The sequence below is a fragment of the Candidatus Methylarchaceae archaeon HK02M2 genome (genome assembly GCA_024256165.1).
GTDB lineage: Archaea > Thermoproteota > Nitrososphaeria > Nitrososphaerales > JACAEJ01 > HK02M2.
In genome coordinates, this window is sequence record JAKLZG010000008.1 from 1 (window position 1) to 19,110 (window position 19,110).

Consider the following 19,110-nt stretch of genomic DNA (forward strand, 5'->3'; position numbering starts at 1 on the left):
CTTTGCTCTTCTTTTCTTCTATTAACTTTAACAAATCATTCTTGTCCAAGCTCGAACGCTTTTGTAATTCGGTAAATAATGAATTAAAATCTGCCATTTCTTTTAACCCAATTATGTCGATCGATTATTTAAGTTAATAGAACAATAACGCCATTAAAAAATAACAATGTTAAAAAGTAACACATTTTAAATAGATATGCATAAACTCGTGATGGAGGCTATTCTTTGAGCAGCAAGAAAAAGAAGAAGAGCGGATCCCCGATGCCTGTTTCCAGTGCTGGACTTCTTCGCTTTTTCGAAGATGAAAGTAGAGGGGCCAAAGTTCGCCCTGAGATAGTTATGGCAGTAGCAATAGGTATAGTAATTATCTCCATCCTCTTAAACATCTTTTTATCAGTATAAATCTAGGTGGGGAAATATCTGCAGAAGGACCCTAAGTCAAATATTACTAGTAAGTATCATGCTCTTTTCACTCTTCCATCGATTAAGACAGCGGTTCTTTTAGCTTTTATCGCATCTGCTACATTATTCATTTCTTCACATTTTTTACTATACGAAATCAACGCATTTACATTCATAATTCTTTTTGCTTTTGAAGCAGTACTTTTTACATCTATTTTATTCGAAAAGACAATCTTGAGGGACAATCCATTGGTGACCTTTAGAAGGCTTATTGTTTTCTCATCCATATCTAACTCTATATGGGTTTCAATCATCTTTTTAGGTCTCATATTTTCCATACCTTTCTCGATCCATTTTGAGAAATATGTCTTCTTTTTACTTTTAGGCTTCTTTTGCGTTATGGCTTTCAGGATGTTGGTATCAGTTTCTATCTTTTATGGGAGTATGCTGAGGAGAATTTTTAGTGCATTTTTTCAACCTATATTATTATCACTTATACTGCTTCTTTTTCCGATCATTCAAATAACCACCAACTACATAATCATTGCTTTAGTTGGGGCAGGAATCGTAACCTTAGTTATAATCTATCTAATCATAGTTGATCGATCAGGTGCCAAATTAATTGGAGTGGGTTCATTGAAACTTTTTCGTGCATTTCTTACAGCATGGGCCGCCAACCACCCTGAATTTATTGAAGAATTCATAGAGAAGATGAGTTCTCGGCAAACCGTAAAGACAAATTTAATGATATTTGATAAAGATAGTTCGAAGCCGACTCTGGTAATCCCGGAAGTACATCCAGGCCCGTTCTATCCAGTAGGAAGTAGCAACTTACCTCTTTACCTCAGAAATTGGTTTTTAGATGAAGGCTTATCGCCCCTAATTCTTCATGGTGTTTCCGGCCATGAACTAAACCTTCCTTCCAGAGTGGAAGTAGATAACTACATTTCAACTTTTGAGGGCTTTAAAACTATAGCTACGAGACAGACCTGCAGTTCACCTGTATTTGCCAAGTTGGGTAAAGCGACAGTTACATGTATAGCATTTGGAGATTTAGTATTTGTAATGCCAACTTTATCTCCTTTTGGGATGGAGGATTTGCCGTTGGGTATAAAGCATAAGGTAGAAACTTTGGCTTTAAAATCGGGTTATAATTACGTTATGATAGTTGATACGCATAATTCGCAAGGAGAGCTCATCAGCGACGAAGATTATGAAGACCTTATCAAAGCTATTAAGAACGCCTTGACCCATTTAAAGTCTAGCGATCAATACGATTTGATGGTTGGTTCTGCCCACTCTTCAGAGTTCGATATTCGTTTAGGGAATGATATAGGACCTGCCGGACTCGGCGTTCTCATTTTAAATATTGACGATAAGAAGTATAGCATAATAGTCTCTGATTCAAATAATGCAATTCCAGGTCTGAGAGAGGAGTTAATCAAAAATTTCAAAGATTCAGAAGCCCCAGTTTTAGAGTTATGTACTTCTGATACACATGTCACAGCTGGCAAGATATCCGATTTAAAGGGTTACATCGCTTTAGGAGAAAGGACAGGATTAGATGAGTTATCAGCAGCTATAAAGATACTTATCAATAAAGCAGTAGAGCGTATATCCAGAGCCGAATTAAAGGTTAGGAGTGTGAATTCCTCGGTAAAGGTTATTGGCACAAAACTTATCGACGATCTATCGATTGTTCTAGATAGATCTTTCTACGTAGTTAAAAAAGGCGGTATCGTTATAATAACGATTTCTTTTTTTATCCTTCTTTTAACTGCAATAATTACTTAAGCATTTTAAATCTAAATTGAGTTCTTAGATTTTTTAGTTATGTGAGAATATAATCTCTTTATCTATGATAGATTCCCAGAACACTTAACTTTTCGTTGAATATCAACGGTATAGGATGTTATACAGAACTTTAGGGAAGACTGGCCTTAGAGTCTCGGAGATCGGTATAGGAACTTGGGCAATTGGTGGTCCTGTAGAGTACAGAGATCGACCTGGAGGTTGGGGCAGTGTAAATGATGATGAATCTATAAAAGCGATTAGGGTAGCTTTGGAACTAGGTGTAAATTTCATCGATACAGCTGATATATATGGTCTAGGAAGGAGTGAAGAGGTAATTGGTAAGGCCTTAAAAGGCAGATGGTCCGATTGCTATATTGCAACAAAGGTCGGTTATAAAAAAACTAATGAAGGAGATCGTGGCAGAGATCTTTCCAAAAATCACATACTTGAATCTTTAGAAGGTAGCCTAAAAAGATTAAGGAAGGATATAATCGATGTTTATCAACTTCACAGTCCATCATTAGAAGAGATCCAAAGAGAAAGATGCTTTGAAACAATGGAGCGGTTGAAAGATGAAGGAAAGATCAGATTTTGGGGTGTTTCAGTAAGAAGTGTGGATGATGCAGTAAAACTAATGCAAAGAGGTTATCCTGGCGATACTATCCAAGTAGTGTATAACCTCCTAAAGCTTGAAGCAGCCAAGGAACTATTCCCTTTAACATTACAAAATGAAATCGGAGTTATTGTAAGAGTTCCTTTTGAATTCGGACTTTTAACTGGCAAGTTTACTCCTGAGACAAAATTTCCTTCGAACGATCACCGTAGTAAAAATCTACCAAGATCTAAATTAATCGAAGAAATACCTAAAGTCGAAAAACTAAGATTTTTAGTCAAACGATCAAATAGAACCATGGCCCAAGCAGCTCTTAAGTTTGTTTTAAACCATCCGGCTGTTTCTGTCACGATCCCAGGTGTAAGAAATGAAAAACAAGTAAGAGAAAATGTTATTGCCTCTGACGGCATTTTGCTAAACCAAGAAGATTTAGACAAAATCAAAGATCTTCATGAAAATAACTTTTATCTATGATCATTGTTTTTTAAGCCCCACAAACCTATGAAAACCAGAACCAATCCAACATAGAGATGGCTAAAGTATTTGTCCAGTTGCTCTAATCCAACTTTTGAATAGTTAAAGGAGATCGCGTGTAAGAATAAAGCGTCGATGATGAAAAAAAGCCCAATAAGGATTAATACTGATGATAGATATTTGACCTTGGCTATGCTTGACAAAGATTAGGACCTTTATACTTTATGAATCTTTACGAACAAAAACTACATCCGTATATTTTGTGTTGCAATAATTGTATTCTTCAAAAGCATTGCTCTAGTCATCGGTCCGACACTGCCGAATTTTGGCGTTAGATACGATACCGTCTCCCTTACCTCATTAAAATCAATATCAAAAAATGATTCTTTTCCAAGATATCCAACACCTGTACCTATGACAACAGCACCTTTCTTTACCATAGATTTTGTTATCTTAAATCCTGTTTCTCCATATATCTCTGGTGGTCTACCAACTGCACTTATCAAAATATCCGCTTGTTTTGTATATTCACTAATTCCAACAGTTCTACTATGACAAACTGTAACTGTAGCATTTTTATCTAAAAGCATTTTTGACATAGGACCACCAACCAAAACACTTCTACCAACAACTACAGCATGTTTCCCTTCTATTCTAATCTTATAATAAGCTAATAGTTCCATTATACCTTTTGGTGTACAAGGTAATAGAGACGATTCAAAACTATATTCGCCCCTCATCAGTTTACCCATATTGTAAGGGTGTAACCCATCCACATCTTTATCGGGAGAAATTGTATATATTATCTTTTGTTCATCGATATGTTTTGGAAGTGGTAATTGGACTAAAATACCATATACATCTTTTTTTAAATTTAGTTTATTAATAAGTTGTATTAGTTCAGTTTCACTTATCTCTTTTTGAAGATTATGTGATAAAGAGGATATGCCAACTTGCTGGCAATCTCTTTCCTTCATCTTGACATATTTTTGAGAACCAGGATCATCGCCAACAAGCACAGTAGCCAATGTAGGCGATGCACCGCTTTCTTTCAAATCTACCACTCGTTTCTTTATTATCTCTTTAAACTTCTTTGCAACTAATTCTCCATCAATGATTTTTGACATCATATTTACTACCAATCTATTCTTAAAATGGACACTTTCATCCTATCGACTTATCCAAAGGCTTGCCTTGTTCAGCCCATAATTGTTTTTGATATTCAACATACACCTTTTGTCTCTTTTTCCATCTTTCCTCCCAATGATCACTGTAATCTACCTTTACTTTCCTACCTTCGATCTTCAATCTGCCATCTACATGTAATTGAATCGCTTTTGGATATAACCTGTGTTCGAAGACTAAGATTCTCTCAGAAAGGGTATCTTCCGTGTCATCTTCTTTTATTATAACAGGTTTCTGTAAGATTATGGGTCCCACATCTACCACCTTATCTACATAATGTACGGTGACACCAGATACCTTTACCCCATACTCGATAGCTTGTTTTTGTGCATGCAGACCTGTAAATGAAGGTAATAAGGCGGGATGTATATTCATGATCCTATTCTTGTACTCATCAATAAAGTAAGGGCTAATTATCCTCATGAAACCTGAAAGGACTACCAAGTTTACATCATGATCCCTAAGCACATCGACAACTTCACTATCAAAGACTACCCTTTCTTTATTTCTGTGGTCTACAAACTTTCTTTCTATCTCACTTTTTTCTGCAATCTTCAATGCATAGGCATCTTTATTGTTGCAAATTAGGACTCCACATCTTACATTTTTCAACACTCCGAGTCTTATATGATCTATCAGAGATTGAAAGTTTGATCCCCTGCCAGAAGCTAACACACCAAGAGTATTTTTTTTCAAAATTCCACCAATAAAAATTGAAGATCGAGGATTTTACTTTTATTCACTTTTTTACAACATCTTTTAAAAGTTTCCCAAACACACTATTACCCTGAGTAATGAATTCAGAATTTTTGATCAAAAAGATCAGACAGATGGTCCAAACATATACATTGGAGAATACCGCTTTAGTAGAAACAAATCATAGTAGTATAAGAGATCCTTTTAAAATCCTGATAGCAACGATACTTTCCCAGAGGACAAGGGATGAAAATACAAAAAAAGCAGTCCAGAAACTATTCTCAGTCTATAAGGGTATGAAAGAAATCTCAGAGGCAGATGAAAAGGTAATACAAGAATTAATTAGAAATGCTGGATTTTATCGTGTAAAGGCAAAGAAAATTAAAGAAGTCTCTAAAATACTGATGGAACGATTTAATGGGAAAGTGCCTAGTGATTTTGAAAATTTAATATCCTTACCGTCTGTTGGTAGGAAAACAGCGAATTGTGTTTTAGTTTACGGATTTGGTAAAGCTGCAATCCCAGTCGATACTCACGTACATCGTATCACAAATAGGCTCGGCATTGTTCATACAAAGAGTCCAGAGGAGACAGAATTGGAGTTGATGGAGATAATAGACAAAAAATATTGGTTAGAGTTTAATGAATTACTCGTCAAGTTTGGTCAAAGTGTATGTAAACCAATAAAACCTAGATGTTATTTATGCTTATTAAAGCATTTATGCGAATACTACAAGTTAAACATTAACAAAGAAACCTAAAAAATAACTTTTTAGGCATAAATTATGATATGATATGTTAGTTCGATTATTAGGACAGAAACAATAGATTTATATATTATAACTATAGTTATAATACTATTATGCGACCGAAAAAGCTTCGTATAGTTCAAGTAGTTGAAGAGTGTGGCATTTTCGGCGAGTGTTTATGCGGGGGAGACATAATATTTTACTCTGATTCAGGTGTCAAGTGTAAAGATTGTGGAAAATTATATGGTACTTGGCTTAAAAGGAAAAATAGGAAGCCCCGTCTTTCAACAGTTATTAAAGATAATATGGAGACTTCCGATTCTATTGCAACTGAACCCGCCTTAATGGCCCAAAGTCGACCATTATTATAAATCAAGATTTAGGTCTTAGTAAAGCTATTTTTGCCTCCCTCAGCAAGCCCATTATTAGATAAACTTCTCTAGGGGTAGGTTTACCTTTTCCAAACAATCTTCTCATCGCTTCTTCTAACAAAGGGATTTTATGCTTTGTGAACCCACACATCTTTGCCAATTCGATCGAGTAGCTAATGGCTCTTTCTTTATCTTTTTTGGATGCTATATCTTCGGGGACTGATATTTCATTCTTCGATAATTCATACAACAATATAGCAAGAGAGTGTGATATATTCAAAGTTTTGTAGTCAGTTCCTGTCCTTATACTTACTACCAAATCGCAGAGTCTCAATTCTTCATTTTTCAATCCTGTAGATTCACGTCCTAAAAGTAAGCAAACCTTACCTATGATGCTTTCCAAATTTTCAGCGAGACCTTTGGGCGTCAACGCCTTCCTCAGAATATTGGATGATTTACTACATGTTATCGCTGTGGTCCCGACTATTACATCGAAACTCCTGATCAATTCTTCAAAGTCCATATTTTTTGTTCTATAAAGAACATCTACGCCATGAGATGCAAACTTTCTTGCATGACTTAAGTCCAACTTTGGGTTAATGAATATTAGTTCGTCTACTCCAAAGTTTTTCATAACTCGAGCTACTTGACCAGCATTTACTTCATAAGTTGGCTCTACAAGAGCTACTGAAATTCTCTTCAATTTGTTCGCCCCAAGATTTTTTAGGTTACTTAGATATTTTTCAATTTAATGGTTACAAATCTCCCAGAGAAAGCCAAGGCAAAGTGGGCAGAGGCAGTAGTTGCTCGAGATCCAGTTACAAAACTCCGTCTCTTAAAGGAATTCTACTCGAGCTTTCCTAAGCATAAAGGAACAGAGCGCTTAGAGAAATCGATCAAGAGACAGATATCATCTTTAGAGGATGAGGTAGATCGGGCAAGGTCAAAACGCAGAGGGTCTTCTAGATTAAAGTGGATTGTTAAGAAGGGGGAGCTCACCCAACTGGCTATTGTTGGTACCTTGCAGACTGCTACATCTTTCTTTAACCTCTTAGTTAGATCTGATATAAAAAATCATGAATCTTTGATGAGACCTATCTTGGGTGTATTCAAGGGAGCTGGTGTTCAATTTCAGTTGATTGTTGTCCCTTTTGATAAAAGAATAGGTGAAGGGAAACTTGAACGTTTTATGAACCTTGCTAGAAATGCAGAAGGTATACTTATCGTCTTAGGTTACGAACCGTTTAGTTATGCCCAAGATGTAATTGATTGGTTCGAATCTCACAATATAGATTTATGTTCAGATTATCCAAAGGTCGAAATAGCTCAAACATCAAGTGGAGGAATAAGAATAGTAGGTTTTTCCTATACTTGTGATGAGAGAGAAATAAACGATTTCATATCCAGTTATAAGATTAACAATGCTGTAGTGAAGATAACCACAGATTCTACCATTGACGATATTGAGTCTGCTTTATATGGTAGGATCGTGAAAAAGGCTATATTCGTCACTTTGAGAAGAGAGTGTATTAATCAGTTAAAGAATCTACTTCCTAATCAACTCATATTCGACTCATCTATTAGCCTAGATAAGTTGGCGTTACAAATTTTGCATAAACTCAATTTAATCCGTATATATACAAAAGTAATAGATGGGAAAATTGCACAAAAGCCCTTACTAATGCTAAAAGGAGCCAAAGCTATCGATGTTGCTGATAAGATTCACAAAGATTTAGCAAGATTCTTTAAATACGCAAGGCTTTGGAGGGAAAATACTTACAAAGGGATTAGAGTCGGTCGTAGTTTTGAATTAAGAGATGGTGATATAATCGAGATTAGAACCACTTTGAAAGAGCATTAACAGCATACCTTTTTCTCTTTTTGTCAAAGGATTCATCTAGTCTAGTCTTTTAGATAACTATTAATCGATATTCATTCTTTAAAAATCGATGTATAATTTTGAATGAGTTTAGGATGATAGACGAGTGTTTATATGAGCCAGCAGAAGATACTTTTCTTCTTGCTAGGGTAACTCAAAGACATTCTGGCAAGGTTATATTGGAGATAGGAGTAGGGTCAGGCTACATTTCTGTTGAACTATCTAAAAATTCCTTTACAGTAGGGACTGATATTAGTATAAATGCAATAAGAAAAGCTAAGATTAAGCTTAAATCTATTAACTGTAACAATATTGAATTAGTCCATTGTGATGGAGCAAGCCCTTTTCGTAAGAGCTGCTTTGACATGATCGTATTCAACCCTCCTTATCTCCCATCTGAAAAAATAATCGATTTAACTGTAGATGGAGGACAAGAAGGCATAGAAGTGGTGAAGAAATTTATTGAGGACTCTGTAAATGTATTGTCTAACTCAGGATCGATAATATTCCTCTTGTCTAATATATCGAATTATAAAAAAATATTCAAGATACTTAGGGAAAAGGGTTTTGAAGTTAGGATAAAAGAGTCACTTAAATTATTTTATGAAGAAATCTTCATACTAAAAGCATCGAAGATTCACTAATTCCTTTGCAACGTTTACCGACTCTATAATTGACAATTGCTCAACCCTCTTTTGGCACATTATAGAATCAAATTTCTCAAAAAGATAATTTTGATTGTGATTCTTACCTCGCTTTTTATAGATCGTTTTTATTGCAGCACCAACTGTTTTTCCACGGAAAGAAAATAGTAGCTTTATGCATGAGATAGTAGCATTATCAATCTTGTCAAGCTTAGGCTTTAATAACAGTATAAAAGAACTGACCTTCGGCTTCGGCTTGAAGGAATCTCTACTGACTTCCTTTAAAGGATTTATTTCGAAACATGACCTTGCTATAACTGTAATAGCTTTATAATCATTCGATCCTTGTTTCGAAAGTAATTTTTCAGCAAACTCTTTTTGAACAGTGATTACAGCTATATCAAAGTTTTTCTTTATCAACCATTTTATGAATTCACTTGATTTTGAGTATGGAATATTTGAGACTATTTTATCAAAATTCTGTCTCGATTTAAGAGCATTACCATGGATCAACTTCAGATTCTTTATTTTTTTTAATCTTGACTTGACTTTATTGTAAAGAATCTCATCTATTTCATATGATATCACTTTTTTAGCCCTATTGCATAAGATCTTAGTTAAGTTCCCATTACCAGAGCCAAACTCAAAAACTATATCTCTGTCAGATATCTTTGCAACCGTGACCATCTCGTTTAATAGTTTTTCATCTATTAGTGAATGTTGCCCTAACTTTCTCCTCTTCATCTCTTTACAAATATCGTTATGCCTACTTTGCCTGATATTTCTGTAACCATACGTTTTGCGATGCGCTTAGCGGGGTCTCTTAACCCAACTCTAGTTTGGATATCATCAAAACTCTCAAAAGGTTTCTTCTCTCTCTCTTTTAAAATCTGCCTTACAAGTGTCTTTCCTACTCCCGGAATTAGTTCAAGAGCATGGCGCCTTGGCGTCACAGGCTGTAACTCATTAAAATAAGTTACATACTTTTTCTCATTATGCCGGACGATTTTTTCACAAACGTTCGTTAGTTCGTTCTTGGCTCCATTTGTCAAATCATTATATTCAAGTTTTCCTAAGACACTGATTACCTTTTCCCTACCTTCTCTTGAAATGCGAATTCTCTCTCCAATTACAAAATTGACTCTGTTCATAGCCAATATCTCGAGAAGAGTTGACCATTCTCCTCCTATTGCATGAAGTAGTGGTCCTTCTCTTCCCTTTATACTAATAGATATGCCACGGGGGATGAAGTCCAAAACATACGCGTACTCTTCGTATCTTTTTGAAGACTTCATCTTCGATAACCTTTTTCACTCTTTTTATAAATATAATTGATTCGTTCTCACCAAATCATCAGGATATTCAGTCTTATGTTATTTTTTATAAGGAAAATCGTCTATCCATTCAATGACACCTAATCTTCGATAATTTTTTGTAAATAAATTAATGAAATTTTTTATTCGGAACATAGTTAGACGATATTAATAGGTATATAATTATTTATGCTTTCCTTTAAGAGATTTCTTTATTGATCTCTAGAATCATGATTTTTCTCAAACTTCAGATAAAATCTTCAATATTTTTTTGATAGTATCAGTAGGTAAAAGTTTCTTCCAACCAGATGTAAAAACCCTCATTTCTTCAATACTCCCAGGCATTATATTGACCAGTTCCGTTGCTTCCTCATCTGTCAATGAGCACTCTTTTACGAGTTTTTCTTTAATCCCTGTTGCTTTTTCAGGTGTAGTTTTTGAGAATTTTGTAACGTAGTCTAACGTCCTTTTCTGTATTTGATCAGCTTTTTCGACATCTATCTTTTCTAATATTTCCTTAGCTTCTGGTATGGATATAACGGTTTTTTTACCTTCATTCAATAAAATCACCTAAATCATGAGTATTAAACTGAGACATTTTCGACATGTGGCTTTACGTGCTCTAATCTTGCGATAACTTTCTTAACCTTTCCACCCATTTGTATAGTTACCACAACTGACCTTCTCCTTACCTCTGCTATAGTGCCTACTCTACCTTGATAACGCCTATGGGGCATGCCTTTAACCTGACTTGGATCGATATTTATTACTACTTTATCTTCGACCTTATATTCGTGTAGAAAAGACATTAAACTCCTTTTTTTCTTCTTAGTCAATAAGCTTCTTGTCTTGCGCCTAAAACCTCTGCTATGTACCATATTACATCTCCATTTTGTCTAATATTAGGTATCCATCTCTATAAGCTTTCCTTGTTTATATAAGTTGTAATCGATTTATCTTCGTTAAGCTTTATCATCTCTCAACTTGCCTTATAATTTCCAAATTCAATATATCGAAAATATAGCAAACAACTTCTACACCTAAGATTTTAGATATATTTGGCGATATTTCTATTATATCTCTTTTTAATAAGTTGGAGATCCCAATAAACATCTTTATATTAAGTCCTCCTTCACATTTAAAGGAAATTTTAGCCCTTCTTTTATCTATATTCTCTATATCAAAATCAAATATCTTTTTCGTAAAAATCTTTTTCAAGGTTTTAACCTTGACCTCAGTATTCTGTAATGCTTTTTTGAGTATATTGATCTTGCATTCGTCTACATCCTCTATAAATCTTATATAAGCAGAGACTGTTACGATAAAGCTTGGAGTTTTATTCGGCTTTCTATCTACTACTCGAATCTCTCTAAGAATTATACCTTTATGAAATTCAGGTATACATGATGTATTAAAATGCCGTAATTTAGGTTCACGTATTTCTACATAGAAAGGTCTACCGTTACCTAATACTAAACTCTCGACGCTCTCACCTCCAATCCATGTGAACTTAGCTTTTTTTGCCTTGAAGTGGTCTATTAACCTTTGAGCAAGTATTTGCTCAATACTCTCCTCCTTCAGAAAACCTGTATGACTACATATGTTGCATCTCTTTCCAACACACTCTTTACACTTTCTCCTTTTTTGGGATAACCCCCTCACTGTCTTTAAATATCTCCCATAAACAAATACTGGTTTAGACGATATTATGACTTTTCCAGATGTAAAGTTCATTAGAATAGTTACATCTGGATTACGAAAATTAACTTCTTTACCAGTCTTTGAAGCTATTGTCTTTCCTATCTCTTTCGTTATCTTGCCTTTTATAGCTTCTCCGCCTCTCAGCTTGAACTTAGCCCTTAACTCATCCTCATTTTCTATGACTTCTCTAGGGAGGGTTGCACCGATAAGGAAGTTATCGAACTCGTAGTCTCCCAATTTCTTGACTATCTTAGATATAACATCTTTTAGAGATTGCATTATACCTTGGCAGATAAAGCATCTTTTCTTTCTTGTTAAAACACCTTTAATCATTCTCTTAAGTTTGTCATCTTTTTCTATTAAACTTGGGAACTGCCTTCCAAGACAATCTCCACATAGTGGATAATTGACAAGTATCAAGTCTGCTAATTCAAATAAGCTCTTTTCAACCACAGTCACCTCAACACCTTGATGATCAATCTTAGACCGAATTAAAGAAATAGAAACTCGTTAGATCAATTTTATAAGATGGATGATTTTATCAGATTTATTTTATGTCAGAGCCATCCTTTTCAGCATCTGTCTCATTTTTCTTCCTTTAGAAGCCTTGATGATAGCTTTTGTCTGTCTATATTTTGAGAGCATCTCCTTAACTGCTTTTTCACTTGTACCAGAACCTCTGGCCATCCTTTTGATTCGGGATGAATTTAAAATTTCAGGGTTTTCCCTTTCAGCTTTGGTCATAGAAAGAATTATGTTCTTCCACGTTTTCATTTTTTCTTCCAACTCCTCTAAGCTTTCAGAAGAAATAGATGATGAAAGTCCAGGGATGAGCTCTAGAACCTTCCTTAAAGAACCCATCTTCTTAACCTGCTCTAATTGATAATAGAGATCATCTATAGTCATCTTCCCAGATATTATTCTTTGAACCTTCTTCTCATCAGCTTCTATCTCTAGATCTCTTGCTCTCTCAACAAGGGCTTTGATATCTCCTAATCCTAAGAGCCTCCCAACAAATCGTGTAGGCGAAAAAGCCTCTAGATCATCTACTCTCTCACCTGTACCTATAAATAGCACTTTGGCTCCAGTTGTTGCTGCAGCGGTCAGTGCGCCACCTCCCTTAGCAGCACCATCTAACTTCGTTACTATTATCCCTCCAACATTTACAGCTTTGTGAAAAGCCTTGGATTGAGCATAAGACTGTTGCCCTATGGTACTATCGATGATAAGTAGTGTTAGTGTTGGTTTTACTTTGTTTGAAATATGTCTCATCTCATCTAAAAGACTTTTTTCTTCTTTGTGCCTGCCAGCTGTATCGACGATTATAACGTTCTTGTTCTCTCTAAAATTTCTTAAACCTTCAATAACAACTTTTATAGAATCTTTGAACTCCTCATCACCAAAAACTTCAATGCCAACATCTTTTGCATAAGTTCTTAACTGTACAAGAGCTCCAGGGCGAAAAGTATCTGCACATATTAATCCTACCTTATATCCTTTCTTACGAAGAAATCTTGCAAGTTTTGCTGCTACTAATGTCTTCCCTGAACCCTGAATTCCCATAAGAAGAATTATATTGACCTTTTTTGTTGAAAGGTCAAGTTTGCTCTCAGTACCTAATATATTGACTAACTCATCATATAGAATTTTTATTATATGGTCCTTCCTTGACAAGCCTGGGGGTGGGCTCTCATGAAGAGCTCTTTTCTCAATCTTTGATGAGAGTTCCAAAACCAGTTTAACGTTTACATCTGCTTGCAATAAAGCCCTTTGTGTATCTTTCACAAAATCCTTTATCAACTGCTTATCAATCGTGGTCGCTGTCAAAATCCTCTTTATCGCTGCCTGAAGTCCTTCCTTCAGCCTTTCTAACATGTTCTCATCTAACTCTACTCTTATTTATTCATAATAAAAGCCTTTAATAAATAACTTATTTCCAAAGAACTCATCTTACTTTATCTTCCAATACTATTTTTTCAATCTCTAAAGAGCCTCTATCCTTCTCCCAGGTTTTAACCACATTTACAGGTCTCAATCTTTTCTTATAAAGTGGTGCATCTAATACAAAAGACTCTAAATCTCCACCTTCACCTGAAGGGTTAAAATGATACTTCTCTGACAGCTTCAGCAACTCACTTATACTCTTCTCTGTTAAACGCTTTCCTAACCACTCTTTACCTAATCCATAGGCTGCGACAGCTACTATAATCGCATCAATCTTCATTAAGATTATTTCTGTTAGAACTTCATGAGGTTCCATGCCCCATAGTGGTGTGTAATGTCCCATATTTGCAGATTTTGTAATTCGATCGAATTTTTTCCTTTGGTAGTTTGATGCTATCTCTCCACTGATTAATACTTCAGCATCTAATTGCAATAATGTCTTTTCTAAAGCTCTTTCCTCCTCTTCTTTTTTAGCTTCAACTCCATACCATTTTATTCCAATACTCTTTGCTATCTTTTCCACATGTATGACATTGTAGGTGTGGTATAACATACTCTCAGGATCTTCTGGCAATATAGTTATGATCCCATTTATATTAAATCCTAACTCATATGCTCTATGAAGCGCTAAAATGGAATCCTTCCCTCCTGAAGATAAAATTAAAGTTTTAACCCGCCTTGAATGAATAGAGCTATTTGAATTTTTTTTCAATTTAGACAAAATTAAATCTGATATTTTAAAAGAAGACCTATCATAACTCATAATCCTCATCACTGTTCAGATATACATCCATATCATCTAGGTCAGATACTTCATTCCTGAAACTGCTAAAAAACTTTTAGGATTGATATTTATCATTCATATTTTTCTAATTTTTTATACTTTAAGCCTAATCTACTTTAATTGCAGTATTTTATTTATATATCCCTTTTTGATTGTAAGAATGTGGGTGTTAAAACTGAGCAAGCCAGTAAACCTAGGTAGTTTGAAGATAGGTTCCTATATAATAATTGATGACGAAGCTTGCAGGATAGTTTCATATGACAAGTCAAAGCCAGGTAAGCATGGATCTGCAAAGGCGAGAGTTGTAGCGATGGGGCTCTTCGATAACGCGAAGAGGAGCATGGTGGCACCTGTTTCTAGTATGGTACAAGTTCCAATCGTAGAGAAAAGGAGCGGCCAAGTAATCGCTATTTTAGAAGATAAAATTCAAGTTATGGATCTTGAAACATTTGAGGTCTTTGAGTCTCCTAAAACTGATGAGCTTAATTTAAAAGACACGATATCTTCAGGAATAGAGGTAGAGTATTGGAAAGTCTTGGGGAAAAGGAAGATCATGCGCACGAAAGGCTAAAGATTATCTTTCTATGATGATTTAAGAAAACTCTTAAAAGCCTCAGAAAACCTCAATTTAAAGGCAATTTAGATGGCTCGTCTTGAAAGTTATGATGTAATCATCTTGGGTGCAGGTCCAGCAGGAATCTTCGCTGCCATAGAACTTTGTAATAAATCAGATTTACAAGTTCTTATCTTAGAAAAAGGAAAGGATATATCAAAACGTATTCGAACTAAAGATTCTATCCTTTGCGGCTGGGGTGGAGCAGGTGCATTTAGTGATGGTAAACTGACGTTCTCCACAGAAACTGGAGGATGGCTGAAGGACTATGTAGGTAAGAAGATGTTGAAAAAGTTGATGCAAGAAGTTGACGAGACCTACTTAAGGTTTAACGCTCCGAACACGATCTATGGTGATGACGATGATGCTATCGCTGAGATATCAAGAAAGGCAGCAAAGGTTGAATTGAGACTAATCCCAAGTCGTATAAGGCATCTCGGAACCGATCTATGCACCCAACTGCTAAAAAAGATGAGGCAAGAGATAGATGGTAAAGCAGAAGTTATTTTTGAAAAACCTGTTAGCAATCTCCTTGTTCAAGGCGATAAAGTAAAGGGTGTAAGAACTGATGATGGAGAAGAGATTTTAGCAAAGTATGTATTAGTTGCCCCTGGCAGAGGAGGGGCAGATTGGCTGAGGCGTGAAGCCTTTAGGCTTGGTTTAAGAACGACCAACAATCCAGTCGATATAGGTTTAAGAATTGAAGTGCCAGCGGCTGTGATGAACAATTTAACAGATGTATTATATGAACCGAAGTTCGTTTATTATTCTAAATCTTTTGACGATAAAGTTCGGACTTTTTGTGTTTGTCCTCAAGGATTTGTGGTAACTGAGCGGCTGGATGATATAATAACTGTAAACGGTCATAGTTATAAAAGTAAAAAGTCTGAAAATACGAACTTTGCAATTCTTGCAAGTACATCATTTACAGAGCCCTTTAAGGAGCCTGTAGCCTATGGAAAGTATGTGGCAAAACTTGCAAACTTACTAGTTGGTGGCGTTATAGTACAAAGGCTAGGTGACCTCGAGGTTGGCAGGAGGTCTACGTTAGAAAGGTTGAATAGAAGTATTGTAAAGCCTACCCTTAAAGATATCAATCCAGGGGATTTGAGCTTTGCTTTGCCAGGGCGGTATCTGAGTGATGTAAAAGAGATGTTAAGTGCTCTTGATAAAATCTCCCCGGGTATATATTCGAGACATACCCTTCTCTATGGAGTAGAAGTAAAGTTTTACTCTTCAAGGTTAGAGCTTAATAGAGTTCTTGAGACAAAGATTAGAAATCTATTCACTGCTGGAGATGGTGCAGGCATTACACGAGGTCTTGTGCAATCATCTACTTCTGGTCTCATAGTTGCTAAGGAAATACTAAAAAGGACCAGCAATATCTCAATATAATATATTCTAAAAAACTTACTATTTAATCGCAAAATTAAATAGTAAGTTAAAGAAATTGATGAAATAGTTTAAGAAGATGAGATTTTTAGAGATAATTGATGCAATCACAAAAAAGGTAGCACCAGGTTTACATCCTTCTTTCACACCTGTTCATGTATTTACTATTATAAAAATAGTCGGATCTAAAGGACCCATAGGCAGAGCAAAATTATCGCTTATTCTACAATTAGGAGAGGGTACGACCCGTACTTTGATAAAGCGTTTGCAGAGAGAAGGTATGATCGAATCTACAAAGCTCGGTTGTATACTCACCGATTTTGGCAAGGAAATTTTTTGGGACCTAAACTCAAGAATCTCAGAGGTTTTAGAGCTTCCTCCATCTTCTTACTCAGTGAGTCGATTTAATATTGCAATCTTAGTTAAAGGTACTGCGAAGATCGTAGAACAGGGTGTAGAACAGAGGGATGCTGCACTTAAGGCAGGTGCTTCAGGGGCTACAACATTGATATACACTAAAAATAAGTTGATAATGCCTGGACTAAAGAAAAGTTTCTCTGAACATTCGCCTGAAATTCATAACATATTGATTTCAAAACTAAAACCAGATGATGGTGACTCGATAGTGATTGGAAGCGCAGATGATAGAAAAATTGCAGAGTTCGGTGCAAAGGCAGCAGCTTTAGAGACATTAAGAAAACTTCCCGATGATAATATTTATCCTAATTCTTAACTAGCTATACTACTTAATTGTATTTCCGAACAAATGATAGATCATAATTAAATACAGTTTGAAAATGGCAGTGGAACAAGGATACTCGTTACACTTTTGAATGCTTTAAAAGAACGTGGTTTGAAGAGAGACTTGACTTGGTAACTGCTGGTGGAGGAAATTTTGTAGCAATAATCGTCAGAATATAACCTTTGAATTAGAAGATATATAATCTTGTATAATCCAAATTAAATGTTATAAGAATAATTAAGGGGAAGTGTCTCATAGTTGAAGATACGATTTGAAAAAGCTTTTGAGTTAATCGAGAGTGCCCTATCCAAGGGAAGGCACGTATTACTCGAATCAGAAAGTATGACTTTGATGGCTATTATAGGTATTCCTGTGCCGACTTTTCAATTAGCTACCAGTGTAGAAGAAGCCCAAAAGATAGCTGAGGCATTTGGCTACCCAATTGTACTTAAAGTTGTATCTCCTGATATAATGCACAAGACCGATGTGGGAGGTGTAAAGTTAGGTATAATCAATTCGAATCAGATTGCAGAAAAATTCAAAGAGATTCAAAAGAGTGTTAAAGAGAAGGTACCCGATGCAAGAATTACTGGTATCATTGTTCATAAGATGCAACCTTCAACAATAGAGGTAGCTATAGGAGCAGTGAGAGATCGACAGTTTGGTCCAGTGGTTATGTTCGGTCTTGGCGGTGTCTTTATTGAACTCCTTAAAGATACATCCTTCAGAATTATCCCCATTTCTAAGGTTGATGCTTTAGAGATGATCCAGGAGACAAAGGGCTATCCTCTTTTAATAGGCTATAGAGGTTCTCCAAAATTGGACTTAAACTCTATCACAGATGCTTTGGTGAGAGTCTCCGAATTAATGACATATATCAAAGAAATCGACCAAATTGATTTAAACCCTATAATGGTCTATCAATTTGGACTGATTGCAGTCAGTGCAAGAATAATTCTTACTTAAATAATGGAGTCAGAAACTAATGCCCAAAGATGAACAGAATTCAGATGATATGGTGGAGAGATTTTATTCACGAATCAAATATAGGTCTAGTCTGATCTATGAGCTTGAAAGGCTGGCTCAAAGAGAGCGTGATCTAAGGAAAGAGATAATAGAAAATAAGATTAAGGAGAATAAAGAGAGAAACACTCTCTCAAAGCAATATAAATTGATAAGACGACTCAAAGAAACACGTAAGCCAATTATAGCAAAGATGATCGAAATAGATGATAAGGTTGATAAAGTAAATAAGGCTCTCAAGGAGTTCCAGAATAAAGTTCCAACTAAATCTGAAAAAATACTTACAGAAAAGTTAGAAAAAATAGAATGGGATCTTCAGACAATGAGTCTTACAAGAGATGAAGAAAAACAACTTGTGGGATACATCAAGAAATTAGAATTTGAATTATACCTTTGGAAAAAGGCATATGAGATGAGACAAGAACTAAATGCGCTTTTATCTGAAGTCAACTCTCTTAAAAGTAAATTAGATGAGGTGGATGAGGCGAATAGTTCACTCCTCATTGAATTGAAAAATCGTAAAAAAATGTTAGACAAAATCATCATGATTAAGCAGCAATTATTAAAGGAGGATAATGAGATAAAGCAAGATGTAGTTGAACTTAAAGAAATTTTGAATCATGTACAGGCAGAAATTTTCCAAAAAAAGCAACGCCTACTCAAAGTAGCTAGATCTAAAGTGAAAGATAAAGTTTCAAAAGGAAAAAGTCTGAGTTGGGATGAGTTAAAGATCTTATTTGAAGAAGATAAAAGTGAATCGTTTAAGTAATACTCACAACTTTATTATATTG

22 protein-coding genes are annotated in these 19,110 nt (G+C 35.4%); 12 read left to right on the top strand and 10 right to left on the bottom strand.

The genetic code is table 11. From position 1 onward, the window contains the following. Positions 1–225 precede the first annotated feature (225 nt). The 3 genes from L6N96_00410 (at position 226) to L6N96_00420 (ending at position 3,283) form a co-directional block, all read left to right on the top strand. The gene (locus L6N96_00410; protein MCP8322628.1) at positions 226–402 is read left to right on the top strand and encodes a preprotein translocase subunit Sec61beta; all 177 of its coding nucleotides are present in this window, start codon (positions 226–228) and stop codon (positions 400–402) included. Positions 403–408: 6 nt separating this feature from the next. Then, positions 409–2,196, top strand: a complete 1,788-nt coding sequence (locus L6N96_00415; GenBank protein ID MCP8322629.1) for a DUF2070 family protein — start codon at positions 409–411, stop codon at positions 2,194–2,196. A gap of 115 nt (positions 2,197–2,311) precedes the next feature. Continuing rightward, the gene (locus L6N96_00420; GenBank protein ID MCP8322630.1) at positions 2,312–3,283 is read left to right on the top strand and encodes an aldo/keto reductase; all 972 of its coding nucleotides are present in this window, start codon (positions 2,312–2,314) and stop codon (positions 3,281–3,283) included. Between the two features lie 245 nt (positions 3,284–3,528). Here L6N96_00420 and L6N96_00425 read toward each other — a convergent pair whose 3' ends face one another. Then, positions 3,529–4,413 carry a bifunctional 5,10-methylenetetrahydrofolate dehydrogenase/5,10-methenyltetrahydrofolate cyclohydrolase gene (locus tag L6N96_00425; GenBank protein MCP8322631.1) on the bottom strand — a complete coding sequence of 295 codons (885 nt, stop codon included), beginning with the start codon at positions 4,411–4,413 and terminating at the stop codon, positions 3,529–3,531. A 34-nt stretch (positions 4,414–4,447) separates the two neighbouring features. After that, positions 4,448–5,164: a phosphoribosylglycinamide formyltransferase gene (gene purN, locus L6N96_00430; GenBank protein MCP8322632.1), complete on the bottom strand. Its 717-nt coding sequence runs from the start codon at positions 5,162–5,164 to the stop codon at positions 4,448–4,450. A 134-nt stretch (positions 5,165–5,298) separates the two neighbouring features. Here purN and L6N96_00435 point away from each other — a divergent pair, with 134 nt between their 5' ends. Continuing rightward, entirely contained in the window at positions 5,299–5,925 is a 627-nt protein-coding gene (locus L6N96_00435) for an endonuclease III (protein MCP8322633.1), read from the top strand. A gap of 101 nt (positions 5,926–6,026) precedes the next feature. After that, positions 6,027–6,284 (top strand): hypothetical protein, encoded by a 258-nt coding sequence (locus L6N96_00440; protein ID MCP8322634.1) that lies wholly within the window; start codon positions 6,027–6,029, stop codon positions 6,282–6,284. A gap of 1 nt (position 6,285) precedes the next feature. Here L6N96_00440 and L6N96_00445 read toward each other — a convergent pair whose 3' ends face one another. Continuing rightward, complete coding sequence (locus L6N96_00445) at positions 6,286–6,987, bottom strand: hypothetical protein (GenBank protein ID MCP8322635.1); 702 nt, start codon at positions 6,985–6,987, stop codon at positions 6,286–6,288. A gap of 48 nt (positions 6,988–7,035) precedes the next feature. On the opposite strand from L6N96_00445, the gene L6N96_00450 reads away from it, so the two are divergent. Next, a complete protein-coding gene (locus L6N96_00450; protein ID MCP8322636.1) occupies positions 7,036–8,145 on the top strand; it encodes a TGS domain-containing protein in 1,110 nt (369 codons plus the stop codon). Between the two features lie 98 nt (positions 8,146–8,243). Continuing rightward, a complete protein-coding gene (locus L6N96_00455) occupies positions 8,244–8,807 on the top strand; it encodes a methyltransferase (protein MCP8322637.1) in 564 nt (187 codons plus the stop codon). Here the strand turns inward: L6N96_00455 and rsmA are convergent. The 7 genes from rsmA to L6N96_00490 form a co-directional block, all read right to left on the bottom strand. Further along, positions 8,784–9,551: a 16S rRNA (adenine(1518)-N(6)/adenine(1519)-N(6))-dimethyltransferase RsmA gene (gene rsmA / locus L6N96_00460; protein MCP8322638.1), complete on the bottom strand. Its 768-nt coding sequence runs from the start codon at positions 9,549–9,551 to the stop codon at positions 8,784–8,786. The genes L6N96_00455 and rsmA overlap by 24 nt on opposite strands. Beyond that, positions 9,548–10,102: a DUF655 domain-containing protein gene (locus tag L6N96_00465; GenBank protein ID MCP8322639.1), complete on the bottom strand. Its 555-nt coding sequence runs from the start codon at positions 10,100–10,102 to the stop codon at positions 9,548–9,550. The genes rsmA and L6N96_00465 overlap by 4 nt, the downstream gene beginning before the upstream one ends. A 258-nt stretch (positions 10,103–10,360) precedes the next feature. Beyond that, a complete protein-coding gene (locus L6N96_00470; protein MCP8322640.1) occupies positions 10,361–10,681 on the bottom strand; it encodes an RNA polymerase Rpb4 in 321 nt (106 codons plus the stop codon). 23 nt (positions 10,682–10,704) lie between these two features. Next, positions 10,705–10,998: a hypothetical protein gene (locus L6N96_00475; GenBank protein ID MCP8322641.1), complete on the bottom strand. Its 294-nt coding sequence runs from the start codon at positions 10,996–10,998 to the stop codon at positions 10,705–10,707. Between the two features lie 94 nt (positions 10,999–11,092). Further along, positions 11,093–12,274: a tRNA pseudouridine(54/55) synthase Pus10 gene (locus tag L6N96_00480; GenBank protein ID MCP8322642.1), complete on the bottom strand. Its 1,182-nt coding sequence runs from the start codon at positions 12,272–12,274 to the stop codon at positions 11,093–11,095. A 99-nt stretch (positions 12,275–12,373) separates the two neighbouring features. Then, on the bottom strand, positions 12,374–13,696 hold the full coding sequence (locus tag L6N96_00485) for a signal recognition particle receptor subunit alpha (GenBank protein ID MCP8322643.1): 1,323 nt from the start codon (positions 13,694–13,696) through the stop codon (positions 12,374–12,376). Between the two features lie 70 nt (positions 13,697–13,766). Next, positions 13,767–14,528, bottom strand: coding sequence for a diphthine--ammonia ligase (locus tag L6N96_00490; protein ID MCP8322644.1), 762 nt, complete (start codon positions 14,526–14,528; stop codon positions 13,767–13,769). Between the two features lie 187 nt (positions 14,529–14,715). On the opposite strand from L6N96_00490, the gene L6N96_00495 reads away from it, so the two are divergent. The 5 genes from L6N96_00495 (at position 14,716) to L6N96_00515 (ending at position 19,088) form a co-directional block, all read left to right on the top strand. Next, complete coding sequence (locus L6N96_00495) at positions 14,716–15,120, top strand: translation initiation factor IF-5A (GenBank protein MCP8322645.1); 405 nt, start codon at positions 14,716–14,718, stop codon at positions 15,118–15,120. A 72-nt stretch (positions 15,121–15,192) separates the two neighbouring features. Further along, positions 15,193–16,557: an NAD(P)/FAD-dependent oxidoreductase gene (locus tag L6N96_00500; GenBank protein MCP8322646.1), complete on the top strand. Its 1,365-nt coding sequence runs from the start codon at positions 15,193–15,195 to the stop codon at positions 16,555–16,557. Positions 16,558–16,633: 76 nt separating this feature from the next. Continuing rightward, the gene (locus L6N96_00505) at positions 16,634–17,287 is read left to right on the top strand and encodes a hypothetical protein (GenBank protein MCP8322647.1); all 654 of its coding nucleotides are present in this window, start codon (positions 16,634–16,636) and stop codon (positions 17,285–17,287) included. A gap of 267 nt (positions 17,288–17,554) precedes the next feature. Continuing rightward, positions 17,555–18,262: an acetate--CoA ligase family protein gene (locus tag L6N96_00510; protein MCP8322648.1), complete on the top strand. Its 708-nt coding sequence runs from the start codon at positions 17,555–17,557 to the stop codon at positions 18,260–18,262. A gap of 19 nt (positions 18,263–18,281) precedes the next feature. Further along, positions 18,282–19,088, top strand: coding sequence for a hypothetical protein (locus L6N96_00515; GenBank protein MCP8322649.1), 807 nt, complete (start codon positions 18,282–18,284; stop codon positions 19,086–19,088). Positions 19,089–19,110: the final 22 nt, after the last annotated feature.

What these genes read in the sequence shown, in the direction of transcription:
- L6N96_00420 (MCP8322630.1), top strand. Translation starts at nt 2,312, where the DNA reads ATGTTATACAGAACTTTAGGGAAGACTGGCCTTAGAGTCTCGGAGATC.
- L6N96_00425 (MCP8322631.1), bottom strand. Translation starts at nt 4,413, where the DNA reads ATGATGTCAAAAATCATTGATGGAGAATTAGTTGCAAAGAAGTTTAAA.
- L6N96_00435 (MCP8322633.1), top strand. Translation starts at nt 5,299, where the DNA reads ATGGTCCAAACATATACATTGGAGAATACCGCTTTAGTAGAAACAAAT.
- L6N96_00440 (MCP8322634.1), top strand. Translation starts at nt 6,027, where the DNA reads ATGCGACCGAAAAAGCTTCGTATAGTTCAAGTAGTTGAAGAGTGTGGC.
- L6N96_00450 (MCP8322636.1), top strand. Translation starts at nt 7,036, where the DNA reads ATGGTTACAAATCTCCCAGAGAAAGCCAAGGCAAAGTGGGCAGAGGCA.
- rsmA (MCP8322638.1), bottom strand. Translation starts at nt 9,551, where the DNA reads ATGAAGAGGAGAAAGTTAGGGCAACATTCACTAATAGATGAAAAACTA.
- L6N96_00465 (MCP8322639.1), bottom strand. Translation starts at nt 10,102, where the DNA reads ATGAAGTCTTCAAAAAGATACGAAGAGTACGCGTATGTTTTGGACTTC.
- L6N96_00475 (MCP8322641.1), bottom strand. Translation starts at nt 10,998, where the DNA reads ATGGTACATAGCAGAGGTTTTAGGCGCAAGACAAGAAGCTTATTGACT.
- L6N96_00485 (MCP8322643.1), bottom strand. Translation starts at nt 13,696, where the DNA reads ATGTTAGAAAGGCTGAAGGAAGGACTTCAGGCAGCGATAAAGAGGATT.
- L6N96_00490 (MCP8322644.1), bottom strand. Translation starts at nt 14,528, where the DNA reads ATGAGTTATGATAGGTCTTCTTTTAAAATATCAGATTTAATTTTGTCT.
- L6N96_00500 (MCP8322646.1), top strand. Translation starts at nt 15,193, where the DNA reads ATGGCTCGTCTTGAAAGTTATGATGTAATCATCTTGGGTGCAGGTCCA.
- L6N96_00505 (MCP8322647.1), top strand. Translation starts at nt 16,634, where the DNA reads ATGAGATTTTTAGAGATAATTGATGCAATCACAAAAAAGGTAGCACCA.
- L6N96_00515 (MCP8322649.1), top strand. Translation starts at nt 18,282, where the DNA reads ATGCCCAAAGATGAACAGAATTCAGATGATATGGTGGAGAGATTTTAT.